The sequence below is a fragment of the Tepidiforma sp. genome, from assembly GCF_034432735.1.
Classification (GTDB): domain Bacteria; phylum Chloroflexota; class Dehalococcoidia; order Tepidiformales; family Tepidiformaceae; genus Tepidiforma.
In genome coordinates, this window is sequence record NZ_DAOUBJ010000147.1 from 1 (window position 1) to 21,640 (window position 21,640).

Here is a 21,640-nt window from a genome sequence, read left to right on the forward strand (position 1 = left end):
TCCAGCGCAAGAACGCCGCCAAGATGTGGTACATCCCCCAGAACCAAGGCGCCGGTACCGCCTGGACCGGCTACCAGGGCTGGGTGAAGAACATCGAGGTGCAGACCGTACCGGGCTCCTATGGCGGTGCGACGGAGGAGCTCCCCTTCATTTGGCTCGATAAGGCCTGATCCGTCAGACCTTATTGAGAACCCCCCTGCTGGGGCCCCCGTTCCGCTATCGAGGGAGCGGAGCGGGGGCCCCGCACCGTTTGTTGGTACGCCGCTCGGGGCCCGGGCGGATTGCTGGGCGAGAGCGCGGCGGCCGGCCGTGCGGTAGGATCCGGGTCGGTGAGGGCCAGGTGCGGAAGACGGATCGTCTGTTCCAACTGATCGAGCTGCTGCGCCGGCAGGGGGTTTGCACGGCGGCCGAGCTGGCGCGTGAGCTCGGGGTTTCGGAACGGACGATTTACCGGGATGTCGCGGAGCTGAACCGGAGTGGGGTGCCCGTCGCAGGGGAGGCCGGCGTGGGCTATACGTTGCGGCGCAGCGGGCACCTCCCGCCGATTTCGTTCACGACGGAGGAGGTTGCGGCGCTGGCGCTAGGGAGCCGCCTGGTGGAGGCGTGGGCCGACGGCCCGGCCGCGGAGGCTGCGGAATCGGCGTTGCGGCGCATCGAGTCGGCGCTCCCGCCGGAGCTTCGGCGGCAGATAGCCGAGGCGCCCCTTTCGGTGCTGCACCGGCGGCCGGGGGAGCGGGCCGCCCGCCGCTTGAGCGACTTTCGCCGGGCGATCGACGAGCGGCGTTACATTGCGCTGACGTACCGCGATGGTGACGGCTCGCTGACAAGCCGGCGGGTGCGTCCGCTGCTGCTCTGCTTCTGGGGGTGGTCGTGGACGCTGCTCGCGTGGTGCGAGCTGCGAAGGGATTTTCGGGAGTTTCGGCTCGACCGGGTGGAGGATGCGGAGGTGCTGGCGAAGCGATTCCCGCGGGAGCCGGGCCGGGAGCGGGACGACTTCCTCCGCTGGCTGGCGCCGTTGGAGGAAGCCGCCGCGCCGTTGCCCGAGGTGGTAGCTCAGGGGGCGTCGAAGTAGAGGTCGCCTTTGGCGAAGATATTGGGGTCGGCGCGGAGCCACGCGATTCCGGCGCCTTCGGGCACCTGGAAGTAGATCCAGCCTTGTTTTTTGCCGCCTGGGGTGAGGTCGGAATAGACCGGGTCGAGGTCGGGCATCTCGACGACTGGCCCGATGATGTCGATGTCGTGTTCGCCATCGTTGGTGTCGCGCAGTTTCCAATCGAGCGAGCCGATCTCTTTGGTGCCGATGTTCTCGTGGATGACCTCGAATCCGATCCAGCGCATGCCCGCCTTGGGCTGGCTGAACTGGTTGGTGGAAACGACGGGGTCCATGATGCGGACGACGGTGACGCGGGACTTGCGGGAGGCATCGCCGCCGGGGGCGACTTCGCCGACTGCGCCCTGGGCGAGTGTGACACGGACGTCGGCGCTACCTGAGCCTGGCGTTCGCTCGGCCGCGGTGTCGGAGCTTTGGTCACCACTGCCGCCACCGCCTGCGGCGGCGACGACGATGCCGATGACGATCAGGATGCCGACGAGGGCGCCACAGCCGATGCCGAGCTTTTTGAAGAGGCCGCCGCCGGATTTTTCGGGTGGGGCCTGAACTTGGCCAGTGATGATGGCTTGGCGCCGCTCGGCATACTCATCGTCGGTGATGAGCCCGCGGCTTTTGAGCTGCTCGAGCTCCTGGAGCAGTTTTTCGGTCGGTGTCTTTGGCACGAGCGCCCCCTGAGGATTTTTGGACGAATGGTCTTGCGGGGGCGCGGCACCTCCTGTCGTGATCTCGCGACACTACCGCGACAGAGGGGCGGTTCAGGGGAGCGGGATGGTAACTGGGGAGCGCGCGACCACCCAGTAACGCTCGCCGGGCTCGAGCGCAGCGATGGTGTTGAGCGGAGGATAGAGTGCAGGGCTCCAGCGGAGCCAACGCCCCTGCGCCAGATCGAAGGCGTAGACGCCCCGGACGGAGTTGTCCGCGCCCGCGAATACGTGCTCGATCGGGGTGGCGGCGCTCTGCCAGGTGAAGGTGTTGACGCCTGGGCCGAGGAAGAGAGTGCTCGCGCCGCGCGCCTGCGGGGCCAGTGGCGGCGGGGGGGCCTGGGTGGGAGGCGCCGGCGGCGGGATGGGCGTGGTCGGGGGCGGGGTGGGCGTTGGGGTTGGCGGGAGAGGGGTGGGCGTGGGGGTGGGTGGGGGTGCAGCGGGCGCGCCGTAGCCGAAGGTGAGCGTCCAGTAGACGCCGTACTGGCTCCCTGGGGCGGTGTGGCGGGCGATGCCGACCCGCGTGAACTCTTTGCCGAGCATGATGGCGTTGTGGCCGGGCGAGTTTTTCCACGCCTCGAAAACGGCTGCTGGGCTGGCCAACGGGGTGCCTGCGGCGATGTTTTCGCCTCCGGGGCTGGCGACGCCGCAATCGGCCATCCGGGTCCAGGGCGAGCGACCGAGCGAGTCGGTGTGGGAGAAGGTGGTTCGGCTGGAGAGGTCGATGCTCATCCAGGTGGCGGCGCGGACGAGGGGGGCATCGACGGTGAGGCTTCCGAGGCCGTTGTTGGCCCGGTAGGTGTTCAGGAGCGCGATGACAGCCTGTTCGTCGGCATCGAGGGCGACCTCGGGGACGTCGCAATTGGCGAGGGCGCGGGCATTGGTTGGCGAACCGGCTGTCGCGGCGGCGGCGGAAAGCGCGAGCACGGCAAGACAGGCGATGCGAAGGCGCATCGGTTTCACCTCCGGCGGGGGAGTTCGCTTGGCACATCGGTCGGGCAGCGCCAAAGGTGTCAGGGGCTACCCGCGTGGGATGGGTCGCTGTGCGGTGGGCCCGCCGCTGGGGGCTCGTTCGGTGCGGCAGCGCCAGTGTTTTCCCTCCTCGAATCCGCCACCACGTTCACCCTAGCTATTGGAGGGGGCTGGAACGACCGGGATTTTCCCGATTCTTGGTAAACGGTGTGCAAATTCCGTCGGCCGTGGGGGGTGCGCTCGGCCTCCAGGTGGCGGCCAGTGGAGGACGGTATACTGGCGCGAGAACGGGGACGTTCGCGTACCCCTTACGGGCGAGGAGGCGTTGCCATGGCCGGCTTGATCGTTCTCGGGGTGGCTGTGGCTGTGGTGCTGCTGGTGGTGTTCGGGTCGCTGTTCACGGTGGAACAGCAGACGGCGGCGATCGTTGAGCGTTTCGGGAAGTTCCGCCGGGTGGCACGCCCAGGGCTGAACGTGAAGATCCCGTTCATCGAGCGGGTGGCGGGGCGGGTGAATCTGCGGGTGCAGCAGTTGGATGTGAGCGTGGAGACGAAGACGTTGGACAACGTGTTCGTTCACACGATCGTGGCGGTGCAATACATGGTGATTCCGGAGCGGGTGTACGACGCGTTCTATCGGCTCGACCAGCCGACGGTGCAGATCACGGCGTATGTGTTCGATACGGTGCGGGCGCGGGTGCCGAAGATGCTGTTGGACGATGTGTTCGAGCGGAAGGACGAGATCGCGACGGCGGTGAAGAACGAGCTCGCCGGCGAGATGAACGAATTCGGCTTCCAGATCGTGCAGGCGTTGGTGACGGATATCGACCCGGACAAGAAGGTGAAGGAGTCGATGAACGAAATCAATGCGGCGAAGCGGCTGCGGGAGGCGGCGCAGGAGCGCGGGGAAGCCGACAAGATTTTGAAGGTGAAGGCTGCGGAGGCGGAGGCGGAGAGCAAGGCGCTGCAGGGCCAGGGGATTGCGAACCAACGGCGGGCGATCATCGACGGGCTGCGCGATTCGGTCGACCAGTTCCAGCAGAGCATCGCCGGGGTGACGCCGGAGGCGATCATGCAGTTGGTGCTGATGACGCAGCACTACGACACGGTGAAGGAGATCGGGGCTGCTTCGCGGGCGAACACGATTTTCGTGCCGTATTCGCCGGCGGGGATGTCGGATTTCTACGCGCAGATTCGGGATGCGCTGATTTCGGCGCAGGCGGCGACAACGCAGGCGGACGTGGACCTGCCGGAGGGGCCGACGCAGGCGTAGGGCCGGCCAGTTTGGCGGTCAGGCTTGGAGGGCGGTGTCTTCGCTGCGCCAGAGGTAGAGGCAGGCGACGGTGGCGTGGGGGCGCCAGGGAGCGCCGATGGCGCGAACCTGCTCCGGCCCCGGCATGCTGGCGAGGCGGTAGCGCTTCATGATGGCGCGGTTGATGCCGAGGTCGCCGACGGGGAGGACGTCGGGCCGGTGGAGCTGGAAGATGAGGAACATTTCGGCGGTCCACCGGCCGATGCCGCGGACGCGCGTGAGGTGGGCGATGACCTCTTCGTCGGGCCAATGCTCGAGGCCGCGCTCGTCGAGGTCACCCGCGACGAAGTGTTCGGCGAGGCTGCGGAGGGAGGCGATTTTCTGGCGGGATAGCCCGGCTGCGCGGAGTTCCTCGGTGGGCGTGGCGAGGATTTCGGCGGGCTGGGGAAATGGGCTCCCTTTGTCGAAGCGTGCGCGGAAGCGGGAGAAGATGGTGCTGGCGGCTCGGCCCGAGAGCTGTTGGTAGACGATGGCGCGGCAGAGCGCTTCGAAGTGGCCGGGTTGGGGTGGGCGCGGCTGGATCGGGCCGAGGGCATCGACGAGGGCGGCCATGACCGGGTCGGCTGTCCGCAGGTGGGAGATGGCGCGTTCGATTTCGAGGGCCATGGGAGCCATGGTACGCGAGGCGGGACGCAGGTGATCGGTTCGTCGGCTGCGGGGAGAATGGGCGTATGGAACGGTTTTCGCTCGAGGGGAAGACGGCCCTGGTGACGGGGGGCTCGCGGGGGATCGGTTTCGCGGTGGCACGGGCGTTCATCGAGGCGGGGGCGCGGGTGGTGATCGCTGCCCGGAACGAGGGGCAGCTCGCGGAGGCGGCGGCGGCGCTCGGGGTGAATTGCATTGGCTTGCGGTGCGATGTGAGCGACCCGGGGGATATTGCGCGGTTGGTGGCGCGGGCGTGGGAGCTCGGCCCGCTGGATGTGCTGGTGAACAATGCGGGCATCAGCCCGTATTACAAGCGGGCCGAGCTGGTGAGCGTGGAGGAGTTCGACGCGGTGGTGCGGGTGAATCTGCGCGGGAGCTACTTCGCGAGCGTGGAAGTGGCGCGGCGCATGTTCGAGGCGGGCCGTGGTGGCAGCATCATCAATGTTTCGTCGGTGGCGGGAATTATGCCGTTGGAGCGGCAGGGGGTGTACGCGGCGACGAAGGCGGGCCTCCACCAGCTGACGAAGGTGATGGCGTTGGAATGGGCGGAGCGAGGTGTGCGCGTGAACGCGATCGCTCCGGGGTGGGTGGAGACGGACCTGGTGGACGAGCTCTTTGCGAGTCGCCACGGTGAGCGCCTCCGGGCGGATATTCCGCTCGGGCGGCTGGCGACGCCGGACGATGTGGCCGGGGCGGCGGTTTGGCTGGCGAGCGATGCGGCGAGCTACGTGACGGGGAGCGTGGTGGTGATCGATGGTGGGCGGCAGCTGCGGTGAGCGCGGGGACGCTGGCCGAGGAGCTGCTTTTGCTCGCGGTGCGGACGGCCCGGGAGGCGGGCGAGCTCATCGGGCAGTACGCGACGGAGGGGTTCGCGGTGGGGACGAAATCGACGGCGACGGATATGGTGACGGAGGCGGACCGGGCTGCTGAGCGGCTGATCGCGGAGCGGCTGCTGGGGGCTCGGCCGGAGGATGGGATTCTGGGCGAGGAGGGGGCGAGCGAGCCGGGATCCTCGGGCGTGCGCTGGGTGGTGGACCCGCTGGATGGGACGACGAATTTCGTGTACGGCATCCCGGCCTATGCGGTGGCGATCGCGGCGGAGGTGGATGGGGAGGTGGTGGCGGGGGTGGTCCACGATGTGGCGCACGGGTTGACGTACGCTGCGGCGCTTGGCGGTGGGGCGACGTGCAATGGGCGGCCGATTCGTGTGCGGGAGGGTGCGACGCTTGCGACGGCGCTCGTTGCGACGGGGTTCGCCTACGACGCGGCGCGGCGGGCTCGACAGGCGGAGCTTTTGCGGCTGGTGTTGCCACGGGTGCGGGATATCCGCCGGATGGGGTCGGCGGCGCTCGACTTGGTGCACGTGGCCTGCGGGAGGCTGGATGGCTATTTCGAATATCGGCTGAACCCCTGGGATATCGCGGCGGGCGGGCTCATCGTCCGCGAGGCGGGCGGTCGGACGGGGGGATTCGGGGGCTTCGGGTTCGTCGATGGTTACGTGGTAGCGGCGGGAGCTGGGCTCTTCGGGGAGCTCTGCGCGCTGGTGGACGCGGCTTGGCGGGCGACGGCGGGTCGGTAGCGCGCTGCGGGGGGCCTGCGGCGCAGGCCCCCCGCGGGGTCGGTGGCGGTGTGGCCGGTCAGACTTCGCGGAATTCGCCTTCGACGGTGCCTTCGTCGGCGGTGCCGGCGTTCCCTGCGCCCCCGGCCGAGCCGCCCGCTCCGGCGCCGGCGGCACCGTAGACGGCTTCGCCGATCTTCTGGAGGGAGGCGGAGAGGGCGTCCATGGTGGAGCGCATGCGGGCGACGTCATCGGAGGCGATGGCTTCGCGGACGGCCTTGATTTTCTCTTCGACGTCGTCCTTGAGGTGGGAGGGGATTTTGTCGGCGTTGTCGCGGAGGGTTTTTTCGGCCTGGTAGGCCATGGTGTCGGCGGTGTTTTTCACCTCGATGGCTTCGCGCTTGCGGCGGTCTTCTTCGGCGTAGAGCTCGGCCTCGCGCTGCATGCGTTCGATCTCCTCTTTGGTGAGGCCAGAGGAGGGCTGGATGGTGATTTTCTGTTCGCGTCCGGTGCCTTTGTCGCGGGCGGAGACGCTGACGATGCCGTTGGCGTCGATATCGAAGGTGACTTCGATCTGGGGGACGCCGCGTGGGGCGGGGAGGATGCCATCGAGGATGAAGCGGCCGAGGGACTTGTTGTCGGCGGCCATGGAGCGTTCGCCCTGGAGGACGTGGATTTCGACGCTGGGTTGGTTATCGGCGGCGGTGGAGAAGATTTGGCTCTTGGAGGTGGGGATGGTGGTGTTGCGGGGGATGATGGGGGTCATGACGCCGCCGAGCGTTTCGATGCCGAGGGTGAGGGGGGTGACGTCGAGGAGGAGGACGTCTTTGACTTCGCCTTTGAGGACGCCAGCCTGGACGGCGGCGCCGATGGCGACGACTTCATCGGGGTTGACGCCTTTGTGGGGCTCTTTGCCGAAGAAGTCGGCGACGAGCTTCTGGACGGCGGGCATGCGGGTCTGGCCACCGACGAGGACGACTTCGTCGATATCGGAGGCCTTTTTGCCGGCGTCGGCGAGGGCTTTTTTGACGGGCTCGAGGGTGCTCTGGAGCAGGTCGTGGACGAGCTGTTCGAGCTTGGAGCGGGTGAGGGTGATGTTGAGGTGTTTGGGACCGCTTGCGTCGGCGGTGATGAAGGGGAGGTTGATTTCGGTTTGCTGGGCGGAGGAGAGCTCGATTTTGGCTTTTTCGGCTTCGGCTTTGAGGCGTTGGAGGGCTTGGCGGTCCTGGCGGAGGTCGATGCCCTCTTGTTTTTTGAATTCGTCGATGAGCCAGTCGATGATGCGCTGGTCGAAGTCGTCGCCACCGAGGTGGGTATCGCCGTTGGTGGAGAGGACTTGGAAGGTGCCGTCGCCGATTTCGAGGATGGAGATATCGAAGGTGCCGCCGCCGAGGTCGTAGACGGCGATGAGTTCGTCGTGTTTTTTGTCGAGGCCGTAGGCGAGGGAGGCGGCGGTTGGTTCGTTGATGATGCGGAGGACTTCGAGGCCGGCGATTTTGCCGGCGTCTTTGGTGGCCTGGCGTTGGGCGTCGTTGAAGTAGGCCGGGACGGTGATGACGGCCTCGGTGACGGGTTCACCGAGGTAGGCTTCGGCGTCGGCCTTGAGCTTTTGGAGGATCATGGCGCTGATTTCGGGCGGGCTGTAGGTGCGGCCGCCGAGGTGGACGACGCAGTCGCCGTTGGGGGCGGCGGAGACTTTGTAGGGGACGAGTTTGAGGTCGCGCTGGACTTCGGGGTCGTTGAATTTGCGCCCCATGAAGCGCTTGATGCTGAAGATGGTGTTTTCGGGGTTGGTGATGGCCTGGCGCTTGGCGACTTGGCCGACGAGCCGTTCGCCGGTCTTGGTGATGGCGACGACGGAGGGGGTGGTGCGGGCGCCTTCCGCGTTGGGGATGACGACGGGCTCGCCGCCTTCCATGACGGCCATGCAGCTGTTGGTGGTGCCGAGGTCGATGCCGAGGACTTTACCCATGGTGTGTGCTCCTAGTGGTGTTGGGTGGGTTCGTTGCCGGATGGGCCGGCTTCGGGTGTGCTGCCATCGCCGACGATGACCATGGCAGGACGGATGACTTTGCCGCCGAGGGTGTAGCCTTTCTGGACGACGTGGATGACGCGCCCTTCGGGGCCGGCCTGGCGGGCGATGGCTTCGTGGCTGGCGGGGTCGAACTGGGCGCCTTCGGCGGCGATTTCGCTGACGCCCATGGATTCGAGGAGCCGCCAGAATTTCTGGTGGATGTTGACGATGCCCTGGACCCAGTTGAGTCCGGCGAGGTGGGAATCGACGGATGCGACGGCCCGGTCGAGGTCGTCGAAGACGGGGAGGAGATTGATGACGAGGGCGGCGTTGGCGAGCCGTTGGGATTCGCTTCGCTCTTGTTCGACGCGGCGTTTGTAGTTGGCGAAGTCGGCGGCGGTTCGCTGCCAGCTCCGGTAGTAGGATTCGGCTTTTTCGCGTTCGGCCTGGAGTTCGGCGACGGGGTCGGCGGGGGTTTCTTGCCGATCGGCGGGGGGGTCGGCATGGAGGGCTGCCGGGTCGGCGGTGCGTTCGTCGCCACTGCCGGCTTGCGGGTTTTCGACGGTGGGTTCGTCACCTGGTTTGGTCATGGTGCCTCCTGTGGTCGGTGGCGGGGCTCACTCGCCGCCGCCGTAGAATTCGCGGATGAGTTCGGTGAGGACGTCGCTCACGTAGCGGACGTGGGCGACGGCTTCGCTGTAGTGCATGCGGGTGGGCCCGAGGAGGCCGACGATGCCGGCGGCTCCGCCGGGCGGGCCGTAGCGGGCGAGGACGAAGGACATTTCTTGGTAGGGGCCTTGGCGGTTTTCGTCGCCGATGACGATGGCGACGCTGGCGTTCTGGACGGCTTCGGCGGGGATGGCGTCGCGGAGGCGACGCTCGTCGACGGCTTCGAGGGCATCGAGGAGCCGGTCGGCTTTTTCGAACTCGGGCTGGCGGAGGAGGTCGCGCACCCCTTCGACGATGGGTTCTTCGACGCGGGCGGCTTGTTCGCGCAGGAGGAGGTCGGCGAGGGCGGCGAGGACGGCAGACTCGACGGCGCCGAGGGGCTCGACGTGCTCGGCGTGGGGGAGCTCGGCGACGGTTTTGCCCCCGAGTTCACTGTTGAGGCGTTGGGCGAGCCGCGAGAGGTACTCCTGGGGGGCAGCGACGGGGAAATCGAGGATGCGCTGGTGGACGCCGCCGTCGGAGGTGACGACGACGAGGAGGGCACGGGTTTCGGTGAGTTCGACGAGCTGCAGTTGCTTGAGGCGGACTTCGGCGACGCGGGGCTGGGTGACGAGGGCCATGTTGTGGAGGTTGTTGGCGAGGATGGATGCGGCGAGCCCGACCCATTCTTCGAGGTCGCGCGAGGCCTGGTGGAACTGGTGGAGGATGGTGAACTGTTCTTGTGGGGTGAGGGAGCGCTCGGGCATGAGGCTGGAGACGTAGTAGCGGTAGCCGCGGTGGGAGGGGATGCGCCCGGCGGAGGTGTGGGGGTGGGTGATCATGCCTTCGCCTTCGAGGGCGGCCATTTCGTTGCGGACGGTGGCGGGGGAGAGGGGGAGGCGGTGGCGTTCGACGAGGGCCTGCGAGCCGACAGGCTGGGCCGAGCCGACGAAGTCGTCGACGATGAGTGCGAGGATGCGGGCCCGGCGCTCTGACAATGACATTATCAACCCCTCGTCACCAGCTTAGCACTCCAATACCGAGAGTGCTAATGACGCGAGGAACAGTGTAGCACGGGTGGCAGACGGATGGGGATGGGCGAGGCGGAAGGTCAGCGGCGGCGGGTCTTTTCGTCGAAGCGCCGCCAGCCCTCGTCCATCGCTTCGCGGGCGGCCTGGCGCCCGGCTTCGAGCATGTCGCGGGCGGTATCGCCGATGCCGAGGACGATGGCCTTGGCCCAGGCGACGAGGGGGTGTTCCTCGCGGTCGGCGGCAGGGTCGAGCGGTTCGGGCTCCCGGGGGGTGGCGGGTTCGTCGGGGTTCATTTCTTTTTCTTTCCGTGTCGGCGTCCGCGGATGCGGTCGGGCAGGTTGGTGATGGCCGAGATGCCGCTGCGGACGCCTTTGGCGACGGCGTAGACGCGGATGATGGGGCTGGCGACGGTCTCTCCGGCGAACTCGGCGGTGCCCCGGACGTTATCGAGCGACTGCCGGAGGGAGTCGAGGGCGGGGGCGGCGTTTTCGCGCACGACGCGGCGGACGGCGAAGGCGAGGACGATGAGGGCGACCATGAAGATGGCCGCGAGGAGGCCGGCGAGGACCCAGAAGAGGCCAGCGAGGACGAGGACGATGTCGCGCCACTCGGCCCAGCTATCGGGGGCGGACCAGGCATCGGGGACGGCGCCGTCGGGGATGATATTGGCGCCGAAGTAGCCATCGGCGATGGCGCCGACGACGAGGTAGACGAGGAAGAGGAGGATTGCGGCGGAAACGACGGTGGCGATGAAGCGCATTCCGGGGACCTCCGGGCCTTGGCCGATAATAGGTGCGAATGGCGCGCTGAGCAAAGACGGCGGCGGGGCGGCCGGGGTGGCTCGCCGGGAGGTGACGGTTGGGTGAATTCAGGGTCGGTTGTGGGAACGTGGTGCTCCCTATCAGGGAGTTCCCGAATGCCGCGGAGGTTGGCCCTGGGGGAGAATCCCGGGAGATGGAGGCGCTACCGGGCGCGCGATACGAAGCGTGTGGGGTAGCGGTGGCAATCGACCGCGGCCGCTCGGGATGGTTGTGCTGGCGAGCGGCGGGAGGAGACGAGGCGCGTGGCCGCGACCATTCTGGTGGTTGACGACGACGACCCGGTGCGGGTGATGCTGGCGCGGCTGCTTCGAACGCACGGCTACGCGGTGCTGCAGGCGGCGCACGCGAACGAGGCACGGGCGATTCTGGAGACGCAACCGGTGGACCTGGTGGTTTCGGATATCGTGATGCCGGGGGAGTCGGGTATCGACCTCCGCCGGGCGATGCTGGAACGATTGCCGGAGCTGCCATTCCTGCTGATCAGCGGGTATAGCGCGGAGGGGCCGGCGGAATTCGCCGCGCGGGCGCCGCGGACGGTCTTCGTGCAGAAGCCGTTCGCGGCCGAGCAGTTCCTTTCCTTGGTCGAGGCGATGCTGGCTTCCGGTGGGCGGGCGAGCGGTTGAGCCGATGGCCCCCGACGCGCGGGGCCGAAGGATCGTTCCGTGGATGACGTTTCGCGGTGCATGGTGGGAAGCGAACCCTCCAGGAGGCAAGGCGATGGTGAGTATCGTGCGCTGGAATCCGTTCGAGGAGCTCTGGGCGGTGCCCCCCCGGGAGTGGCTCGGCCGGCTGGGCCTGGGCACCGAGGCGGTGTGGCAGCCGCGGGTCGACGTGGCGGAGCGCGAGGATGCCTTCGTGGTCCATGCGGAACTGCCGGGCGTGGAGGCGAAGGATATCGAGGTGACGGTGGCCGATGGCGTGCTGACGCTGAGAGGCGAGAAGCGGTCGGAGCGGGAGGAGGAGCAGGAGGGCCGAGTCTACCGCGAGCGCTTTTTCGGTTCGTTCGAGCGGCGGCTCCCGGTACCGGAGACGGTGGACATCGAGGGGGTCGAGGCTTCGCTGAAGGATGGCGTTCTCGAGGTGCGGTTGCCGAAGCGGGCTCCGGAACCGAAGGAGGCGCCCAAGAAGGTGACGATCAGGACATCGTGAGGCGAGGGAACGCGGGTTCGGCACGGAACCGAAGGAAGGAGTTTCTCACGATGGCGCTGGCAAGGAGGGAGGGCGGGACGGCCTGGTTCGTGGACCTGGCGACGGGGAGGGTGGTGCCAGGGGTCCGCCCGGAGGCGCATACTGGAACCGGTGGGCAGCCTTCGTTGCCCCGGGAGGTACGAAGCATGGGCGAGAACGAACTCGATCCGCGGGAGGATCTGAAGGAGGCGAAGGAGTTCCTGCGCCACTTGCACCCGCTGAAGGCGGTGAAGGAGGCGCTGACGGAAGCGGCCGAGTTGCTGGACCCAGCGGCGGCGGACCCGCGCGCCGTGCTCCCCGAGCCGGAGACGCATTCCGAGATGGCGGAGGATGGGCCCGGCGGGAAGCCGCCAAGGCCGCGGGAGGTGCGTCCGCGGCCGGACGCGAAGGATTTGGAGAAGGAGCATCGGGGCTACTGACGCGGTCACGCCGTGTTCACGCATTTTGGCTGCGAACCCTCTTGACAGGCGCCGCGACGGGAGTAGCGTATAAGGTAGAAATGCGATAGGCGCCCGGCGCTGAAGAGGCCCGGTTCCCGCCGACTCGCAGGACTCGATAAGGAGGTGCGGACATGCGGAACAAGCTGCACGCCCTCTACGGAGTCTGGATCGTGCAGGGAGAAGGCCTGCGGTAGCAGGCCAAAGCACGATCGCCGCCGCGGGCACCTGTCCAAGGTGTTGCCCCAGGTGACCGGGAGCTGAACGAAAGACCTGTGCGATGCAGGCGCCCCGGATCGCTCCGTGAAGGAGCGGCAACGGACAGGGAAGTCCCGGAATGACGGCGGCACTCCTCCGGCCGGCAAGGTCGCCCGGCCGCCGGCCGTGAAGGACGAGCAATTCACAGGCCCCGCGAATGCGGGGCCTGTTCGCGTGTGGCGGGGGAGGCAAGGCGGACGGGGCGCGATGGGCGCGGACCGGGTAGGCTGGTGGGCCATGGGACGGAAGGGCTTGCTGGTCGCGATCTCGGTGCTCGTGGTGGCGATGGTGGCGCCCGGCGCTCGTGCGTACGACGTGCAGACGGTCGAGGTCTCCGAGGGCGGGTTCAACCCGCCGGTCTGCCAGATGAATCGGGAGTACTTGCGCTTTCGCAACGTGGGGAGCACGCCCCGGCGCGTGGTGTGGCGCTCGCCGACCCCGGGCGGGGAGCTATTGTTCGACAGTGGATGGCTCGAGCCGGGGCAGCTCTCGAACGAGGTGTACATGGGGTTCCCCGGGACGTTCCGGTTCGAGGATGCCGAGGATGGGGAGCGTTTTCTCATCGTGAAGACGCCGGTCTATTCGGCGACCTGGCCGGTGGTGTGCGCGCCGGACCCGGCGCGGAGGCCGCCTTCGCCGCCGTGTAGCGGGGCGGCGCACTGCCTGCGGGTGCCGGGTTTGGCGGTGGATTGAGCGGCCGCGACGGTGCCGTGACAGGTGCGCGGGGGCTGCGGTACGCTCGGGGATGCCCTGTGGCGGGGTGGGGAACCGTGGAGGTTCGATGCGGAACGACCGACTGCGTCCGCTTGTCGTGGCGCTCGCGTTGGCGGGCGCTCTTGCCGGTGGGCTGAGCGTTGCCTTTTTCGGGGGGCGGGCGGAGCCTGCTTCGGCCTACGACCGGTACCTGATCGAAGTGACGAGCGAGGGCTTCAATCCGCGGACTTGCCGGATCAATCGGGGCGACGAGATTCAGTTCAAGAACGTTGGCACTGTAGCGGTGCGGGTGTACAAGCCGCAGATCGGCGGGCTTCCGCCCGACCCGGATATCACGCTCGAGCCGGGCGAATCGTCGTACCCGATCAGTTACACGGCGGGGACGACGGACCGCTATTTCACGGACGATGGGCATATGGTGGAGGTGTTGACGCCTCCGCGCTCGAATACGTGGCAGGTGTCGTGCGCGAAGGAGGCGCCGACCCCGACACCCACTCCGACGCCGACGGCGACGCCCCAAGCTCCGGCGCCGCCGCCGCTCCCGGCGAAGTGCTGGGGGAGGGGGTGCGCGGTGGGCCCGAATCTGGCCTTCGACGGATAGTACGGGCGGTAGAGGGAGTGAAGGGGGCTCGAGGTTGCCCCAAGGCGGCGGGGCGGGGAAACGGCCCGGAGCGTACGCTCCGGGCCGCGGGGCAATGGTGAGCGTTTCGAGCTGGGGTCAGTAGCCGGCGGTTGGGCTGGCCATGCCGCTGCCGTGGTTGTGATCCATGTCCGGCGTTTTGCCGCTGGCGACCTTGACGGGGGCGGTGATGGTCACCTTGCCGGCTTTTTCGAAGGTCAGCTCGACCTGCACGGTTTCGCCGGCCTTGGGCTGGCTCTTGAGGTTCATGAGCATGATGTGGTAGCCGCCGGGCACGAGCTGGAGGGTGCCGTTGGCCGGGACTGGGAAGCCGCCGGGCTTCTCCTGCATCTTGGAGGTGGCGCCTTCGGTGATGACCTCGTGGAGCTGGACCATGCCGGCGATGGGCGAGGAGGCGGCGACGAGGGTATCGGCGGCGCCGCTGTTCTTGACGGTGAGGTAGGCGGCCGTGACGTCGGTGCCGGTGGAGGCGCGGACCCAAGCATCGGAGATCGTCAGGCTGCCGAGCTTGACAGGGGTGAAGGCTTCTCCGGCGGTTGGGCTGGCCATGCCGCTGCCGTTGTCATCGTCGTCTCCGCCGCAGGCTGCGGCGAGGAGGGCGAGGGCGAGGGCACCGATGAGGAGGAGCGGAACGAAGGTGCGATGCCGAAGGAGGGTGTTCATTCGGAGCGGAATCCTTTCTTGACGAGCAGTGGGAGGTCGTTGAGCCATTCTTTTTGGCCCATCCCGGAGGGATAGACGGTGTAGGCGTAGTTGTCCTTGGTGAAGGCCATGACGTAGGCGGCGTGGTTGACGGCGTAGTTGCCGCCGCCGAGGTCGGTGCGGGTCGCGGGCTGGAGGCCGAGGGCGACTTGGAATTGGTCCATGAGGTCGCGGGTACCGGTCAGCCCGATGAATTCGGGATCGAAGGTATCGAGGTACTGCCGAAGCTGTTCGGGGGTATCCCGCTCCGGATCTGCCGTGGCGAAGACGACCTTGATCTGCTTGCGGATATTGGGGTCGAGCTTCTTGAGCGCCTCGCTGATTTCGTAGAGGTGGGTGGGGCAGATGTCGGGGCAGTGGGTATAGCCCACGTACAGCAGGGTGACGTAGCCTTCGGTCTCTTTGCGGAGGTCGAAGGGTTGCCCGTTTTCGTCCATGAGGATGGCGTCGGGCTTTTCGATGGGTGGCGTGACGATGGCGCCCATGTACTGGGCATCCCCGGTGCCGCTGCCATCGTCGCCGCCGGTGCAGGCAGCGACGGCGGGCAGGAGGGCGAGGATGGCGAGGACGAGCGCGAGCGGGCGCCGATGGATGCGGGGCATGGTGTGCTCCCTTTTGGGTTGTCGGTACTTCGAGTGTAGACCAGCGCCGGCGGTGGGGTCGGTCGCCCGGGCCGCCGCCGGCGCGGGCCGCTCGTCAGTGACCGTGGGCGGGGCCTTCGACGCCGGCCTTCTCGTAGAGCCAGGACCAGGCGGCGTCGGAGAACTCGTGCTGGGCGTCGTGGGCCTTGGCTGCGGCGGCGCCGGCTTTGGCGAGGTCGGGCGAGTCGCCGTCGAGGGCGGCGGCGAGGTCGCCGAGGATGGCCGCGAGGGCATCGGCTTTGGTTTGGAGTTCGGCTGGCCAGGCGGTGGCTTTGACGACGGCCTGGCCCTTGAGGGCTGCGGTTCGGGCGGTGGCCGGGATGGTTTTTTCTTTGTTGATGGCGTCGTCGATGGCGTGGTAGCCGGCGGTATCGAGGAAGGTGACGGCCGAGAGGACGGCCGCGCTGTCGGCGGTGCTATCGGTTTGGCTGTCGTCGCCGCAGGCTGCGGCGAGCGGGAGGAGGAGCGCGGCAGCGGCGGCGAGCACCGCCACGCGCCAGCGTGTGGTTCGAGGCATGGAATCGCTCCCTTTGGGGTAGTGGTGGCCCGGGCGTCGCTCGGGCTCAGGCGAAGCGGGGCAAGAGGTGGGGAGCTCGGGGTGGGGCGGGTTCGGGCGTGGGGAGGAACTGGAGCCGGAGGTGTGGAGGGCGGCCGCCGAGGAGGCGGAGCGGGCCCCCGGGGATGGCGAAGGCGATAGCCGCGGCGAGGATGGTGACGGCGAGGGCGAGAGAGCCTGGGCCGCTGGCGCATTCGGCGGCCTCGCCGTGGCAGTGCTGGTGATGGTCGCTCGAGGCGGTTTCGGCCGATGCGAAGGGTATGGTGAGCGCGGCATCGACGCCGGGGAGGGGAATGGCGAGGCGAGGCCAGTGGCCGAAGTAGGTGATCATCGGCAGGAGGGCGGCGAGGAGCGCGAGCGCGACGCGGCGCTGCTGCGGGCTGGTGCTCCGATGGTGCACGGAGCAAGGATGCCAGAGGTTCGGGTGGAGCTCCAGGGTGACGGGGATTCCCGGGATGGTTGGGTCTGTCGTAGACTCCGGGGCACCCTGTCATGGCGGGCAGGGGAGTACTGGGAGGGATCGCAAGATGAAGAATCTGCAAGACCGGGTGGCCATCGTGACGGGCGCCTCGCGGGGGCTTGGGACGTACATTGCGAAGGAGCTGGCCGGGGCGGGTTGCCACCTCGTGCTGGCTGCTCGGACGGCGTCGGCGCTCGAGAAGTTGGCGGAGGAGATTCGGGCGACGGGCCGGCGGGCGCTGCCGGTGGCGTGCGACGTGGCGGACGCGGACAGCCGCCGGTCGTTGGTGTCGGCGGCGACTGCGGAGTTCGGCCGGGTGGACATCCTGGTGAACAACGCGGGGATCGAGGTGACGGCGCACTTCGAGGACCAGGAGGACGAGGAGCTCGACCGGATCATCCGGGTGAATCTGATCGCGGCGATGCAGCTGACGCGTCTGGTGTTACCGGGGATGTTGGAGCGGAAGCGGGGGCACATCGTGAATATCGCGTCGCTGGCCGGGAAGGTACCGGTCCCGTATTCGTCGCCGTACGCGGCTTCGAAGGCGGGGCTGATCGCGTTCACGGAGGGGATCCGGATGGAGTTCCGGAAGCGGGGGGTTTCGGCGAGTGCGATCTGCCCGGGCTTCGTGGCGGAGGCAGGGATGTATGCTGATTGGGAACGGAAGACGGGGGCGAAGGCGAGCTTGCTGGCGGGGACGGTGAAGCCGGAGCGGGTGGCGCGGGACGTGGTGAAGGCGATCCGGAGGGATCGGCCGGAGATGCTGGAGTTTTGGATTCCGGCGCGACCGACGGCGGCGTTGGCGGAGATCATGCCGGGGACGTTCGAGCGGGTGTACCCGATTTTCGGGGTGCAGAAGACGTTCGGGCAGCTGGCCGATGCTCGCCGGAAGGAGTTGGCGGGGCAGGAGCGCGAGGTGGCCTCGTCGCGATAGGGGTTAGCCGGCCTGGCGGGCGACGGCTTGGGCGGCGGCCCGGGCGGCCTCGGGATCGCCGAGGTAGCGGGAGCGCACGGGGCGGAGTCGCTCGTCGAGTTCGTAGAGAAGGGGGATGCCGGTGGGGATGTTGAGCTCGGCGATGGCATCATCGGCGATGCCATCGAGGTGCTTGACGAGGGCGCGGAGGCTGTTGCCGTGGGCGCCGATGAGCACGCGCCGGCCGGCGCGAAGGTCGGGCACGATGGCGTCGTGCCAGTAGGGGAGCATCCGTGCGACGACGTCTTTGAGGCATTCGGTGGCTGGGAGGAGGTCGGGCGCGAGGTCGGCGTAGCGGGGGTCGAAGCGGGGGTGGCGTTCGTCGTCGGGGTCGAGGGGGGGCGGGGGAACGTCGTAGCTGCGGCGCCAGGCGAAGACTTGGTCGGCGCCGTAGCGCTGGGCGGTCTCTTTTTTGTCGAGGCCTTGGAGGGCGCCGTAATGGCGCTCGTTGAGCCGCCAATGGCGCTTGACGGGGATCCAGTGTTGGTCCATGACGTCGAGGGCGATGTTGACGGTTTGGATGGCGCGGCGAAGGAGGGAGGTGTGGGCGACGTCGAAGGTGAGCCCTTCGTCGCGCATGAGTTGGCCGGCGCGGACGGCCTCGGCGCGCCCGGTTTCGCTGAGGGGCACGTCGTGCCAGCCGGTGAAGCGGTTTTCGAGGTTCCAGGTGGATTCGCCGTGGCGAAGGAGGACGAGGGTGTACATGGTGAGCTGCCGGTTCAGAAGATGGGGTTGACGATGATGGCCTGTTCGCGGGAGGGGCCGACGGAGATGAGGTCGACGGGGCACTCGAGGAGGTCTTCGACGCGTTTGATGAAGGCTTGGGCCTGGGGGGGCAAGTCGTCGAAGGAGCGGACGTGGGTGGTCGGGGTTTGCCAACCGGGGAGTTCTTCGTAGACGGGGCGGACGCGTTCGAGTTCGGATTCGCGTGCGGGGAAGTGGTCGATGATGCGCCCATCGAGTTCGTAGGCGGTGCAGATTTTGATGGAGGGGAGGGAGTCGAGGACGTCGAGCCGGGTGAGGGCGACGGCGGCGAGGCCGTTGAAGCGGACGCTGTAGCGGGCGGCGACGGCGTCGAGCCAGCCGATGCGGCGGGGGCGGCCGGTGGTGGTGCCGTACTCGCCCCGGCCGAACTCTTTGCCGTGATCGCGGAGCTGGTCGGCGATGTCGTCGAAGAGCTCGGTGGGGAAGGGGCCGTTGCCGACGCGGGTGCAGTAGCTTTTGAAGACGCCGACGACGCGGCTGATATCGGTGGGGCCGATGCCGACGCCGAGGGCAGCGCCGGAGCTGGAGCTGGAGGGGACGGAGGAGGTGACGTAGGGGTAGGTGCCGTGGTCGAGGTCGAGGAGGGAGCCTTGGGCGCCTTCGAGGAGGACGTATTCGCCGCGGCGGTGGGCTTCGATGACGATCTCTTGGACGTCGCCGATGTAGGGGCGGAGGCGCTGGCCGTACTCGATGTAGCGCTCGAGGCACTCGCGGAAGTCGATGGGTTCGGCGCCATAGACGCCGGTGATGACGCGGTTTTGGTAGGCGAGGGCGGCCTCGATGCGGGGGACGAGGTCTTCGCGGCGGAGGAGGTCGCAGATGCGGATGCCGCGGCGGGCGACTTTGTCGGCGAAGCAGGGGCCGACGCCTTTGCCGGTGGTTCCGATGGCGTGGGCGCCGCGTGCTTGTTCGTCGAGTTGGTCGAGGAGGCGGTGCCAGGGCATGATGACGTGGGCGCGGTCGGAGACGACAAGGCGGGAGGTATCGATGCCCTTTCGTTCGAGGCCATCGATTTCGCCGAGGAGGACTTCGGGGTCGATGGCGACGCCGTTGCCGATGACGCAGGTTTTTTCGGGGTAGAAGATGCCGGCGGGCACGAGGTGGAGTTTGAATTCGCCGAGCTCGTTGACGATGGTGTGGCCGGCGTTGTTGCCGGCGGAGTAACGAGCGACGACGCGGGCTTTGCGTGCGAGCAGGTCGACGATGCGGCCTTTGCCTTCGTCGCCCCATTGCCCGCCGACGACGACGATGATGGGCATCAGACACACTCCGGGCCCCCATTTCCGGGGGCCCGTCTCGGTATTGTACGGGGGAATGCGCTTGGCTGCGAGCCTGCGATGGGGTGCGGGTCAGCGGGAGCCGCGGAGGCGGGGGTCGAGGACGTCGCGCAGGGCGTCGCCGAACATGTTGAAGGCGTAGACGGTGAGGAAGATGACGAGGCCGGGGAAGAGGGCGAGGTGGGGATACTGGGTGAGGCGCTCGCGGGCTTCGTTGAGCATGCGCCCCCACGAGGCGGTGGGTGGCTGGACGCCGTAGCCGAGGAAGGCGAGGGAGGATTCGACGAGGACGGCGCCGCCGACCTGGATGGAGGCGCCGACGATGAGCACGGGGAATACGTTGGGGGCGACGTGGCGGAAGATGATCCGGAGGTCGGAGGCGCCGATGACGCGGGCGGCTTCGACGTATTGGTTCTGTTTGGCGGCGATGGCGGCGCCGCGGATGACGCGCGATTGGCTGAGGGCGACGAGGGTGCCGACGGCGAGGACGATGCGGAGGTTGACGGGAATCTGCTGGACGGAGGTGACGAAGAGGATAATGAAGATGAGCCCGGGGAGGGCGATGCCGATATCGACGAGGCGCTGGAGGAGGATATCGAATTTGCCGCCGAAGTAGCCGGAGACGACGCCGAGGACGAGGGCTGCGGAGGAGGAGATGAGGACGACGCCGAATCCGATGAGGATGGAGTTGCGGGCGCCGTAGACGATGCGGGTGTAGAGGTCGCGCCCTTGCTGGTCGGTGCCGAACCAGTGGCTGGCGGAGGGGCCCGAGAAGCGGTCGGAGAGGACGCCGATGTTGGGGTCTTTGCCGAAGGTGAAGGCTTGGGGGAAGGCGGCCATGAGGATGAGGAGGATGACGATGAAGGCGCCGAAGGTGCCGAGCGGTTTGTAGCGGATGAAGTTGGCGACGTTCCGGCGCCAGCGGGCCAGCCGGCCGGTTTCGGGACGAAGGGCGTAGGTTTCGAGGACTTTTGCGTCGGTGGCCATGGCTAGGAGTACCGGATCCTGGGGTCGATGACGGAGTAGAGGACGTCGACGGTGAGGTTGGCGAAGACGACGACGAGGGCGACGACGATGTTGACGGCTTGGATGACGGGGTAGTCTCGCTGGTCGATGGAGGAGACGTAGTAGCGCCCCATGCCGGGGATGGAGTAGACGCTCTCGATGATGACGGTGCCGCCGACGAGGACGGGGAGCTGGAGGCCGACGACGGTGACGACGGGGATGAGGGCGTTTCGCATGGCGTGGCGGATGATGATGACGCGTTCGCGGAGGCCCTTGGCCCAGGCGGTTCGGATGTAGTCCTGGCGGAGGACTTCGAGCATGGAGGAGCGGGTGAAGCGCATGACGGAGCCGCTCAGGGCACCTCCGAGGATGACGGAGGGCATGAACATGAGCTTGAGGTTGCCGATCGGGTCATCGGTGAAGGGGATGTATTTGGCGGGGGGGACGCCCCACTGGAAGTAGCGGGCGGCGAGGGAGATGAGGAGGATGGCGATCCAGAAGTTGGGGGCGGCGAGGAGGGCGATGGCGAAGCTGCGGCCGGCATAGTCGGCCCAGGTGTCCTGGCGGATGGCGGAGATGACGCCGACTGGGATGGCGATGAGGAGGGAGAAGCAGATGGCCATGATGCCGAGCTGGAAGGTGACGGGGAGGCGGTTGCGCAGCTCGGAGGTGACTTCGCGGTTGGAGATGAGGGATTTGCCGAGGTCGAACTGGACGATATCGCCGAGCCAGCGGATGTACTGGGCGGCGATGTTGCCCTCGAGGCCGAACTCTTTGCGGATGGCTTCTTTAGTGGCCTGGTCGCCGGCGCCGAATTCACCGAGCACGAGGTCGACGACATCTCCGGGGACGGCCCGAACGATGACGAAGACGACGAAGGTGACGCCGAGGAGGGTGGGGACCATGAGGAGGAGTCGGCGGAGGATGTAACGTTGCATGTGGTTCGAACCCGGTGGGCGCTGTGACGGGGTGGACCGGCGAGGCCGGCCCACCCCGGAGGGCGTAGTGTAGTCGAATTCCGTTCTGTTGTAAGGAGAACGGCCTAGGCTCTGTCGAGCCAGATGAACGGAACCTCCTCGGTGCCGCCGGCGTAGCTGCCGGGGACTGTTTGGATGTCGATGTTCTTGACCCATTCGCGGTAGCCGGTCCAGGCGGTACCGGCGCCTTGGTTCTGGGGGATGTACCACATCTTGGCGGCGTTCTTGCGCTGGA

Annotated in this window: 26 protein-coding genes; 10 read left to right on the forward strand and 16 right to left on the reverse strand. The window is 67.7% G+C overall.

Translation table 11 applies throughout. From position 1 onward, the window contains the following. The first annotated feature begins 340 nt into the window (after nucleotides 1-340). Complete coding sequence (locus VAE53_RS12505; protein ID WP_322819707.1) at nucleotides 341-1,072, forward strand: YafY family protein; 732 nt, start codon at nucleotides 341-343, stop codon at nucleotides 1,070-1,072. On the opposite strand, the gene VAE53_RS12510 is transcribed toward VAE53_RS12505, so the two are convergent. Then, nucleotides 1,054-1,773 carry a DUF4352 domain-containing protein gene (locus tag VAE53_RS12510; RefSeq protein WP_322819708.1) on the reverse strand — a complete coding sequence of 240 codons (720 nt, stop codon included), beginning with the start codon at nucleotides 1,771-1,773 and terminating at the stop codon, nucleotides 1,054-1,056. The genes VAE53_RS12505 and VAE53_RS12510 overlap by 19 nt on opposite strands. Nucleotides 1,774-1,866: 93 nt before the next feature. Then, entirely contained in the window at nucleotides 1,867-2,766 is a 900-nt protein-coding gene (locus VAE53_RS12515) for a CAP domain-containing protein (protein WP_322819709.1), read from the reverse strand. A 348-nt stretch (nucleotides 2,767-3,114) separates the two neighbouring features. Here VAE53_RS12515 and VAE53_RS12520 point away from each other — a divergent pair, with 348 nt between their 5' ends. After that, on the forward strand, nucleotides 3,115-4,056 hold the full coding sequence (locus tag VAE53_RS12520) for an SPFH domain-containing protein (RefSeq protein ID WP_322819710.1): 942 nt from the start codon (nucleotides 3,115-3,117) through the stop codon (nucleotides 4,054-4,056). A gap of 18 nt (nucleotides 4,057-4,074) precedes the next feature. Here VAE53_RS12520 and VAE53_RS12525 read toward each other — a convergent pair whose 3' ends face one another. Continuing rightward, a complete protein-coding gene (locus tag VAE53_RS12525) occupies nucleotides 4,075-4,701 on the reverse strand; it encodes a DNA-3-methyladenine glycosylase (protein WP_322819711.1) in 627 nt (208 codons plus the stop codon). A 65-nt stretch (nucleotides 4,702-4,766) separates the two neighbouring features. On the opposite strand from VAE53_RS12525, the gene VAE53_RS12530 reads away from it, so the two are divergent. Then, nucleotides 4,767-5,516: a 3-oxoacyl-ACP reductase family protein gene (locus VAE53_RS12530; RefSeq protein ID WP_322819712.1), complete on the forward strand. Its 750-nt coding sequence runs from the start codon at nucleotides 4,767-4,769 to the stop codon at nucleotides 5,514-5,516. Then, nucleotides 5,513-6,319, forward strand: coding sequence for an inositol monophosphatase family protein (locus VAE53_RS12535; protein WP_322819713.1), 807 nt, complete (start codon nucleotides 5,513-5,515; stop codon nucleotides 6,317-6,319). Before VAE53_RS12530 ends, VAE53_RS12535 begins: the two co-directional genes overlap by 4 nt. Before the next feature lie 58 nt (nucleotides 6,320-6,377). Here the strand turns inward: VAE53_RS12535 and dnaK are convergent, their stop codons facing one another. The 5 genes from dnaK to VAE53_RS12560 form a co-directional block, all read right to left on the reverse strand. Beyond that, the gene (gene dnaK / locus VAE53_RS12540) at nucleotides 6,378-8,270 is read right to left on the reverse strand and encodes a molecular chaperone DnaK (protein WP_322819714.1); all 1,893 of its coding nucleotides are present in this window, start codon (nucleotides 8,268-8,270) and stop codon (nucleotides 6,378-6,380) included. Nucleotides 8,271-8,281: 11 nt separating this feature from the next. Then, complete coding sequence (locus VAE53_RS12545; protein WP_322819715.1) at nucleotides 8,282-8,902, reverse strand: nucleotide exchange factor GrpE; 621 nt, start codon at nucleotides 8,900-8,902, stop codon at nucleotides 8,282-8,284. 27 nt (nucleotides 8,903-8,929) lie between these two features. Beyond that, complete coding sequence (gene hrcA, locus VAE53_RS12550) at nucleotides 8,930-9,964, reverse strand: heat-inducible transcriptional repressor HrcA (protein ID WP_322819716.1); 1,035 nt, start codon at nucleotides 9,962-9,964, stop codon at nucleotides 8,930-8,932. A 107-nt stretch (nucleotides 9,965-10,071) separates the two neighbouring features. Beyond that, nucleotides 10,072-10,284, reverse strand: a complete 213-nt coding sequence (locus VAE53_RS12555; protein ID WP_322819717.1) for a hypothetical protein — start codon at nucleotides 10,282-10,284, stop codon at nucleotides 10,072-10,074. Continuing rightward, on the reverse strand, nucleotides 10,281-10,751 hold the full coding sequence (locus VAE53_RS12560) for a hypothetical protein (RefSeq protein ID WP_322819718.1): 471 nt from the start codon (nucleotides 10,749-10,751) through the stop codon (nucleotides 10,281-10,283). Before VAE53_RS12560 ends, VAE53_RS12555 begins: the two co-directional genes overlap by 4 nt. A gap of 303 nt (nucleotides 10,752-11,054) precedes the next feature. Here VAE53_RS12560 and VAE53_RS12565 point away from each other — a divergent pair, with 303 nt between their 5' ends. The 5 genes from VAE53_RS12565 to VAE53_RS12585 all read left to right on the forward strand — a co-directional run bounded on the left by VAE53_RS12565 (nucleotide 11,055) and on the right by VAE53_RS12585 (nucleotide 14,010). Continuing rightward, nucleotides 11,055-11,435: a response regulator gene (locus VAE53_RS12565; protein ID WP_322819719.1), complete on the forward strand. Its 381-nt coding sequence runs from the start codon at nucleotides 11,055-11,057 to the stop codon at nucleotides 11,433-11,435. Nucleotides 11,436-11,529: 94 nt separating this feature from the next. Further along, nucleotides 11,530-11,961 carry an Hsp20/alpha crystallin family protein gene (locus tag VAE53_RS12570; protein ID WP_322819720.1) on the forward strand — a complete coding sequence of 144 codons (432 nt, stop codon included), beginning with the start codon at nucleotides 11,530-11,532 and terminating at the stop codon, nucleotides 11,959-11,961. Nucleotides 11,962-12,146: 185 nt separating this feature from the next. Next, nucleotides 12,147-12,419 carry a hypothetical protein gene (locus VAE53_RS12575; RefSeq protein ID WP_322819721.1) on the forward strand — a complete coding sequence of 91 codons (273 nt, stop codon included), beginning with the start codon at nucleotides 12,147-12,149 and terminating at the stop codon, nucleotides 12,417-12,419. A 513-nt stretch (nucleotides 12,420-12,932) separates the two neighbouring features. Further along, nucleotides 12,933-13,388, forward strand: a complete 456-nt coding sequence (locus VAE53_RS12580) for a hypothetical protein (RefSeq protein ID WP_322819722.1) — start codon at nucleotides 12,933-12,935, stop codon at nucleotides 13,386-13,388. A gap of 88 nt (nucleotides 13,389-13,476) precedes the next feature. Beyond that, nucleotides 13,477-14,010, forward strand: coding sequence for a hypothetical protein (locus tag VAE53_RS12585; protein ID WP_322819723.1), 534 nt, complete (start codon nucleotides 13,477-13,479; stop codon nucleotides 14,008-14,010). Between the two features lie 117 nt (nucleotides 14,011-14,127). On the opposite strand, the gene VAE53_RS12590 is transcribed toward VAE53_RS12585, so the two are convergent. The 4 genes from VAE53_RS12590 to VAE53_RS12605 form a co-directional block, all read right to left on the reverse strand. After that, the gene (locus VAE53_RS12590) at nucleotides 14,128-14,712 is read right to left on the reverse strand and encodes a copper chaperone PCu(A)C (protein ID WP_322819724.1); all 585 of its coding nucleotides are present in this window, start codon (nucleotides 14,710-14,712) and stop codon (nucleotides 14,128-14,130) included. Continuing rightward, entirely contained in the window at nucleotides 14,709-15,353 is a 645-nt protein-coding gene (locus VAE53_RS12595) for an SCO family protein (protein WP_322819725.1), read from the reverse strand. Before VAE53_RS12595 ends, VAE53_RS12590 begins: the two co-directional genes overlap by 4 nt. A gap of 94 nt (nucleotides 15,354-15,447) precedes the next feature. Continuing rightward, nucleotides 15,448-15,909: a hypothetical protein gene (locus VAE53_RS12600; protein ID WP_322819726.1), complete on the reverse strand. Its 462-nt coding sequence runs from the start codon at nucleotides 15,907-15,909 to the stop codon at nucleotides 15,448-15,450. Between the two features lie 46 nt (nucleotides 15,910-15,955). After that, the gene (locus VAE53_RS12605) at nucleotides 15,956-16,348 is read right to left on the reverse strand and encodes a hypothetical protein (protein ID WP_322819727.1); all 393 of its coding nucleotides are present in this window, start codon (nucleotides 16,346-16,348) and stop codon (nucleotides 15,956-15,958) included. A gap of 127 nt (nucleotides 16,349-16,475) precedes the next feature. Here VAE53_RS12605 and VAE53_RS12610 point away from each other — a divergent pair, with 127 nt between their 5' ends. Next, a complete protein-coding gene (locus tag VAE53_RS12610; protein ID WP_322819728.1) occupies nucleotides 16,476-17,342 on the forward strand; it encodes an SDR family NAD(P)-dependent oxidoreductase in 867 nt (288 codons plus the stop codon). 3 nt (nucleotides 17,343-17,345) lie between these two features. On the opposite strand, the gene gpmA is transcribed toward VAE53_RS12610, so the two are convergent. From gpmA to VAE53_RS12630, 4 genes are all read right to left on the reverse strand, one after another. Continuing rightward, on the reverse strand, nucleotides 17,346-18,086 hold the full coding sequence (gene gpmA, locus VAE53_RS12615; RefSeq protein ID WP_322819729.1) for a 2,3-diphosphoglycerate-dependent phosphoglycerate mutase: 741 nt from the start codon (nucleotides 18,084-18,086) through the stop codon (nucleotides 17,346-17,348). 14 nt (nucleotides 18,087-18,100) lie between these two features. Further along, entirely contained in the window at nucleotides 18,101-19,405 is a 1,305-nt protein-coding gene (locus VAE53_RS12620; RefSeq protein ID WP_322819730.1) for an adenylosuccinate synthase, read from the reverse strand. 90 nt (nucleotides 19,406-19,495) lie between these two features. Continuing rightward, nucleotides 19,496-20,410 carry an ABC transporter permease gene (locus VAE53_RS12625; RefSeq protein WP_322819731.1) on the reverse strand — a complete coding sequence of 305 codons (915 nt, stop codon included), beginning with the start codon at nucleotides 20,408-20,410 and terminating at the stop codon, nucleotides 19,496-19,498. Nucleotides 20,411-20,412: 2 nt separating this feature from the next. Then, nucleotides 20,413-21,366 carry an ABC transporter permease gene (locus VAE53_RS12630; protein ID WP_322819732.1) on the reverse strand — a complete coding sequence of 318 codons (954 nt, stop codon included), beginning with the start codon at nucleotides 21,364-21,366 and terminating at the stop codon, nucleotides 20,413-20,415. Nucleotides 21,367-21,640: the final 274 nt, after the last annotated feature.

What these genes read in the sequence shown, in the direction of transcription:
- VAE53_RS12515 (WP_322819709.1), bottom strand. Translation starts at nt 2,766, where the DNA reads ATGCGCCTTCGCATCGCCTGTCTTGCCGTGCTCGCGCTTTCCGCCGCC.
- VAE53_RS12520 (WP_322819710.1), top strand. Translation starts at nt 3,115, where the DNA reads ATGGCCGGCTTGATCGTTCTCGGGGTGGCTGTGGCTGTGGTGCTGCTG.
- VAE53_RS12525 (WP_322819711.1), bottom strand. Translation starts at nt 4,701, where the DNA reads ATGGCCCTCGAAATCGAACGCGCCATCTCCCACCTGCGGACAGCCGAC.
- VAE53_RS12530 (WP_322819712.1), top strand. Translation starts at nt 4,767, where the DNA reads ATGGAACGGTTTTCGCTCGAGGGGAAGACGGCCCTGGTGACGGGGGGC.
- dnaK (WP_322819714.1), bottom strand. Translation starts at nt 8,270, where the DNA reads ATGGGTAAAGTCCTCGGCATCGACCTCGGCACCACCAACAGCTGCATG.
- VAE53_RS12545 (WP_322819715.1), bottom strand. Translation starts at nt 8,902, where the DNA reads ATGACCAAACCAGGTGACGAACCCACCGTCGAAAACCCGCAAGCCGGC.
- hrcA (WP_322819716.1), bottom strand. Translation starts at nt 9,964, where the DNA reads ATGTCATTGTCAGAGCGCCGGGCCCGCATCCTCGCACTCATCGTCGAC.
- VAE53_RS12555 (WP_322819717.1), bottom strand. Translation starts at nt 10,284, where the DNA reads ATGAACCCCGACGAACCCGCCACCCCCCGGGAGCCCGAACCGCTCGAC.
- VAE53_RS12560 (WP_322819718.1), bottom strand. Translation starts at nt 10,751, where the DNA reads ATGCGCTTCATCGCCACCGTCGTTTCCGCCGCAATCCTCCTCTTCCTC.
- VAE53_RS12570 (WP_322819720.1), top strand. Translation starts at nt 11,530, where the DNA reads ATGGTGAGTATCGTGCGCTGGAATCCGTTCGAGGAGCTCTGGGCGGTG.
- VAE53_RS12575 (WP_322819721.1), top strand. Translation starts at nt 12,147, where the DNA reads ATGGGCGAGAACGAACTCGATCCGCGGGAGGATCTGAAGGAGGCGAAG.
- VAE53_RS12580 (WP_322819722.1), top strand. Translation starts at nt 12,933, where the DNA reads ATGGGACGGAAGGGCTTGCTGGTCGCGATCTCGGTGCTCGTGGTGGCG.
- VAE53_RS12585 (WP_322819723.1), top strand. Translation starts at nt 13,477, where the DNA reads ATGCGGAACGACCGACTGCGTCCGCTTGTCGTGGCGCTCGCGTTGGCG.
- VAE53_RS12590 (WP_322819724.1), bottom strand. Translation starts at nt 14,712, where the DNA reads ATGAACACCCTCCTTCGGCATCGCACCTTCGTTCCGCTCCTCCTCATC.
- VAE53_RS12595 (WP_322819725.1), bottom strand. Translation starts at nt 15,353, where the DNA reads ATGCCCCGCATCCATCGGCGCCCGCTCGCGCTCGTCCTCGCCATCCTC.
- VAE53_RS12600 (WP_322819726.1), bottom strand. Translation starts at nt 15,909, where the DNA reads ATGCCTCGAACCACACGCTGGCGCGTGGCGGTGCTCGCCGCCGCTGCC.
- VAE53_RS12610 (WP_322819728.1), top strand. Translation starts at nt 16,476, where the DNA reads ATGAAGAATCTGCAAGACCGGGTGGCCATCGTGACGGGCGCCTCGCGG.
- gpmA (WP_322819729.1), bottom strand. Translation starts at nt 18,086, where the DNA reads ATGTACACCCTCGTCCTCCTTCGCCACGGCGAATCCACCTGGAACCTC.
- VAE53_RS12620 (WP_322819730.1), bottom strand. Translation starts at nt 19,405, where the DNA reads ATGCCCATCATCGTCGTCGTCGGCGGGCAATGGGGCGACGAAGGCAAA.
- VAE53_RS12625 (WP_322819731.1), bottom strand. Translation starts at nt 20,410, where the DNA reads ATGGCCACCGACGCAAAAGTCCTCGAAACCTACGCCCTTCGTCCCGAA.
- VAE53_RS12630 (WP_322819732.1), bottom strand. Translation starts at nt 21,366, where the DNA reads ATGCAACGTTACATCCTCCGCCGACTCCTCCTCATGGTCCCCACCCTC.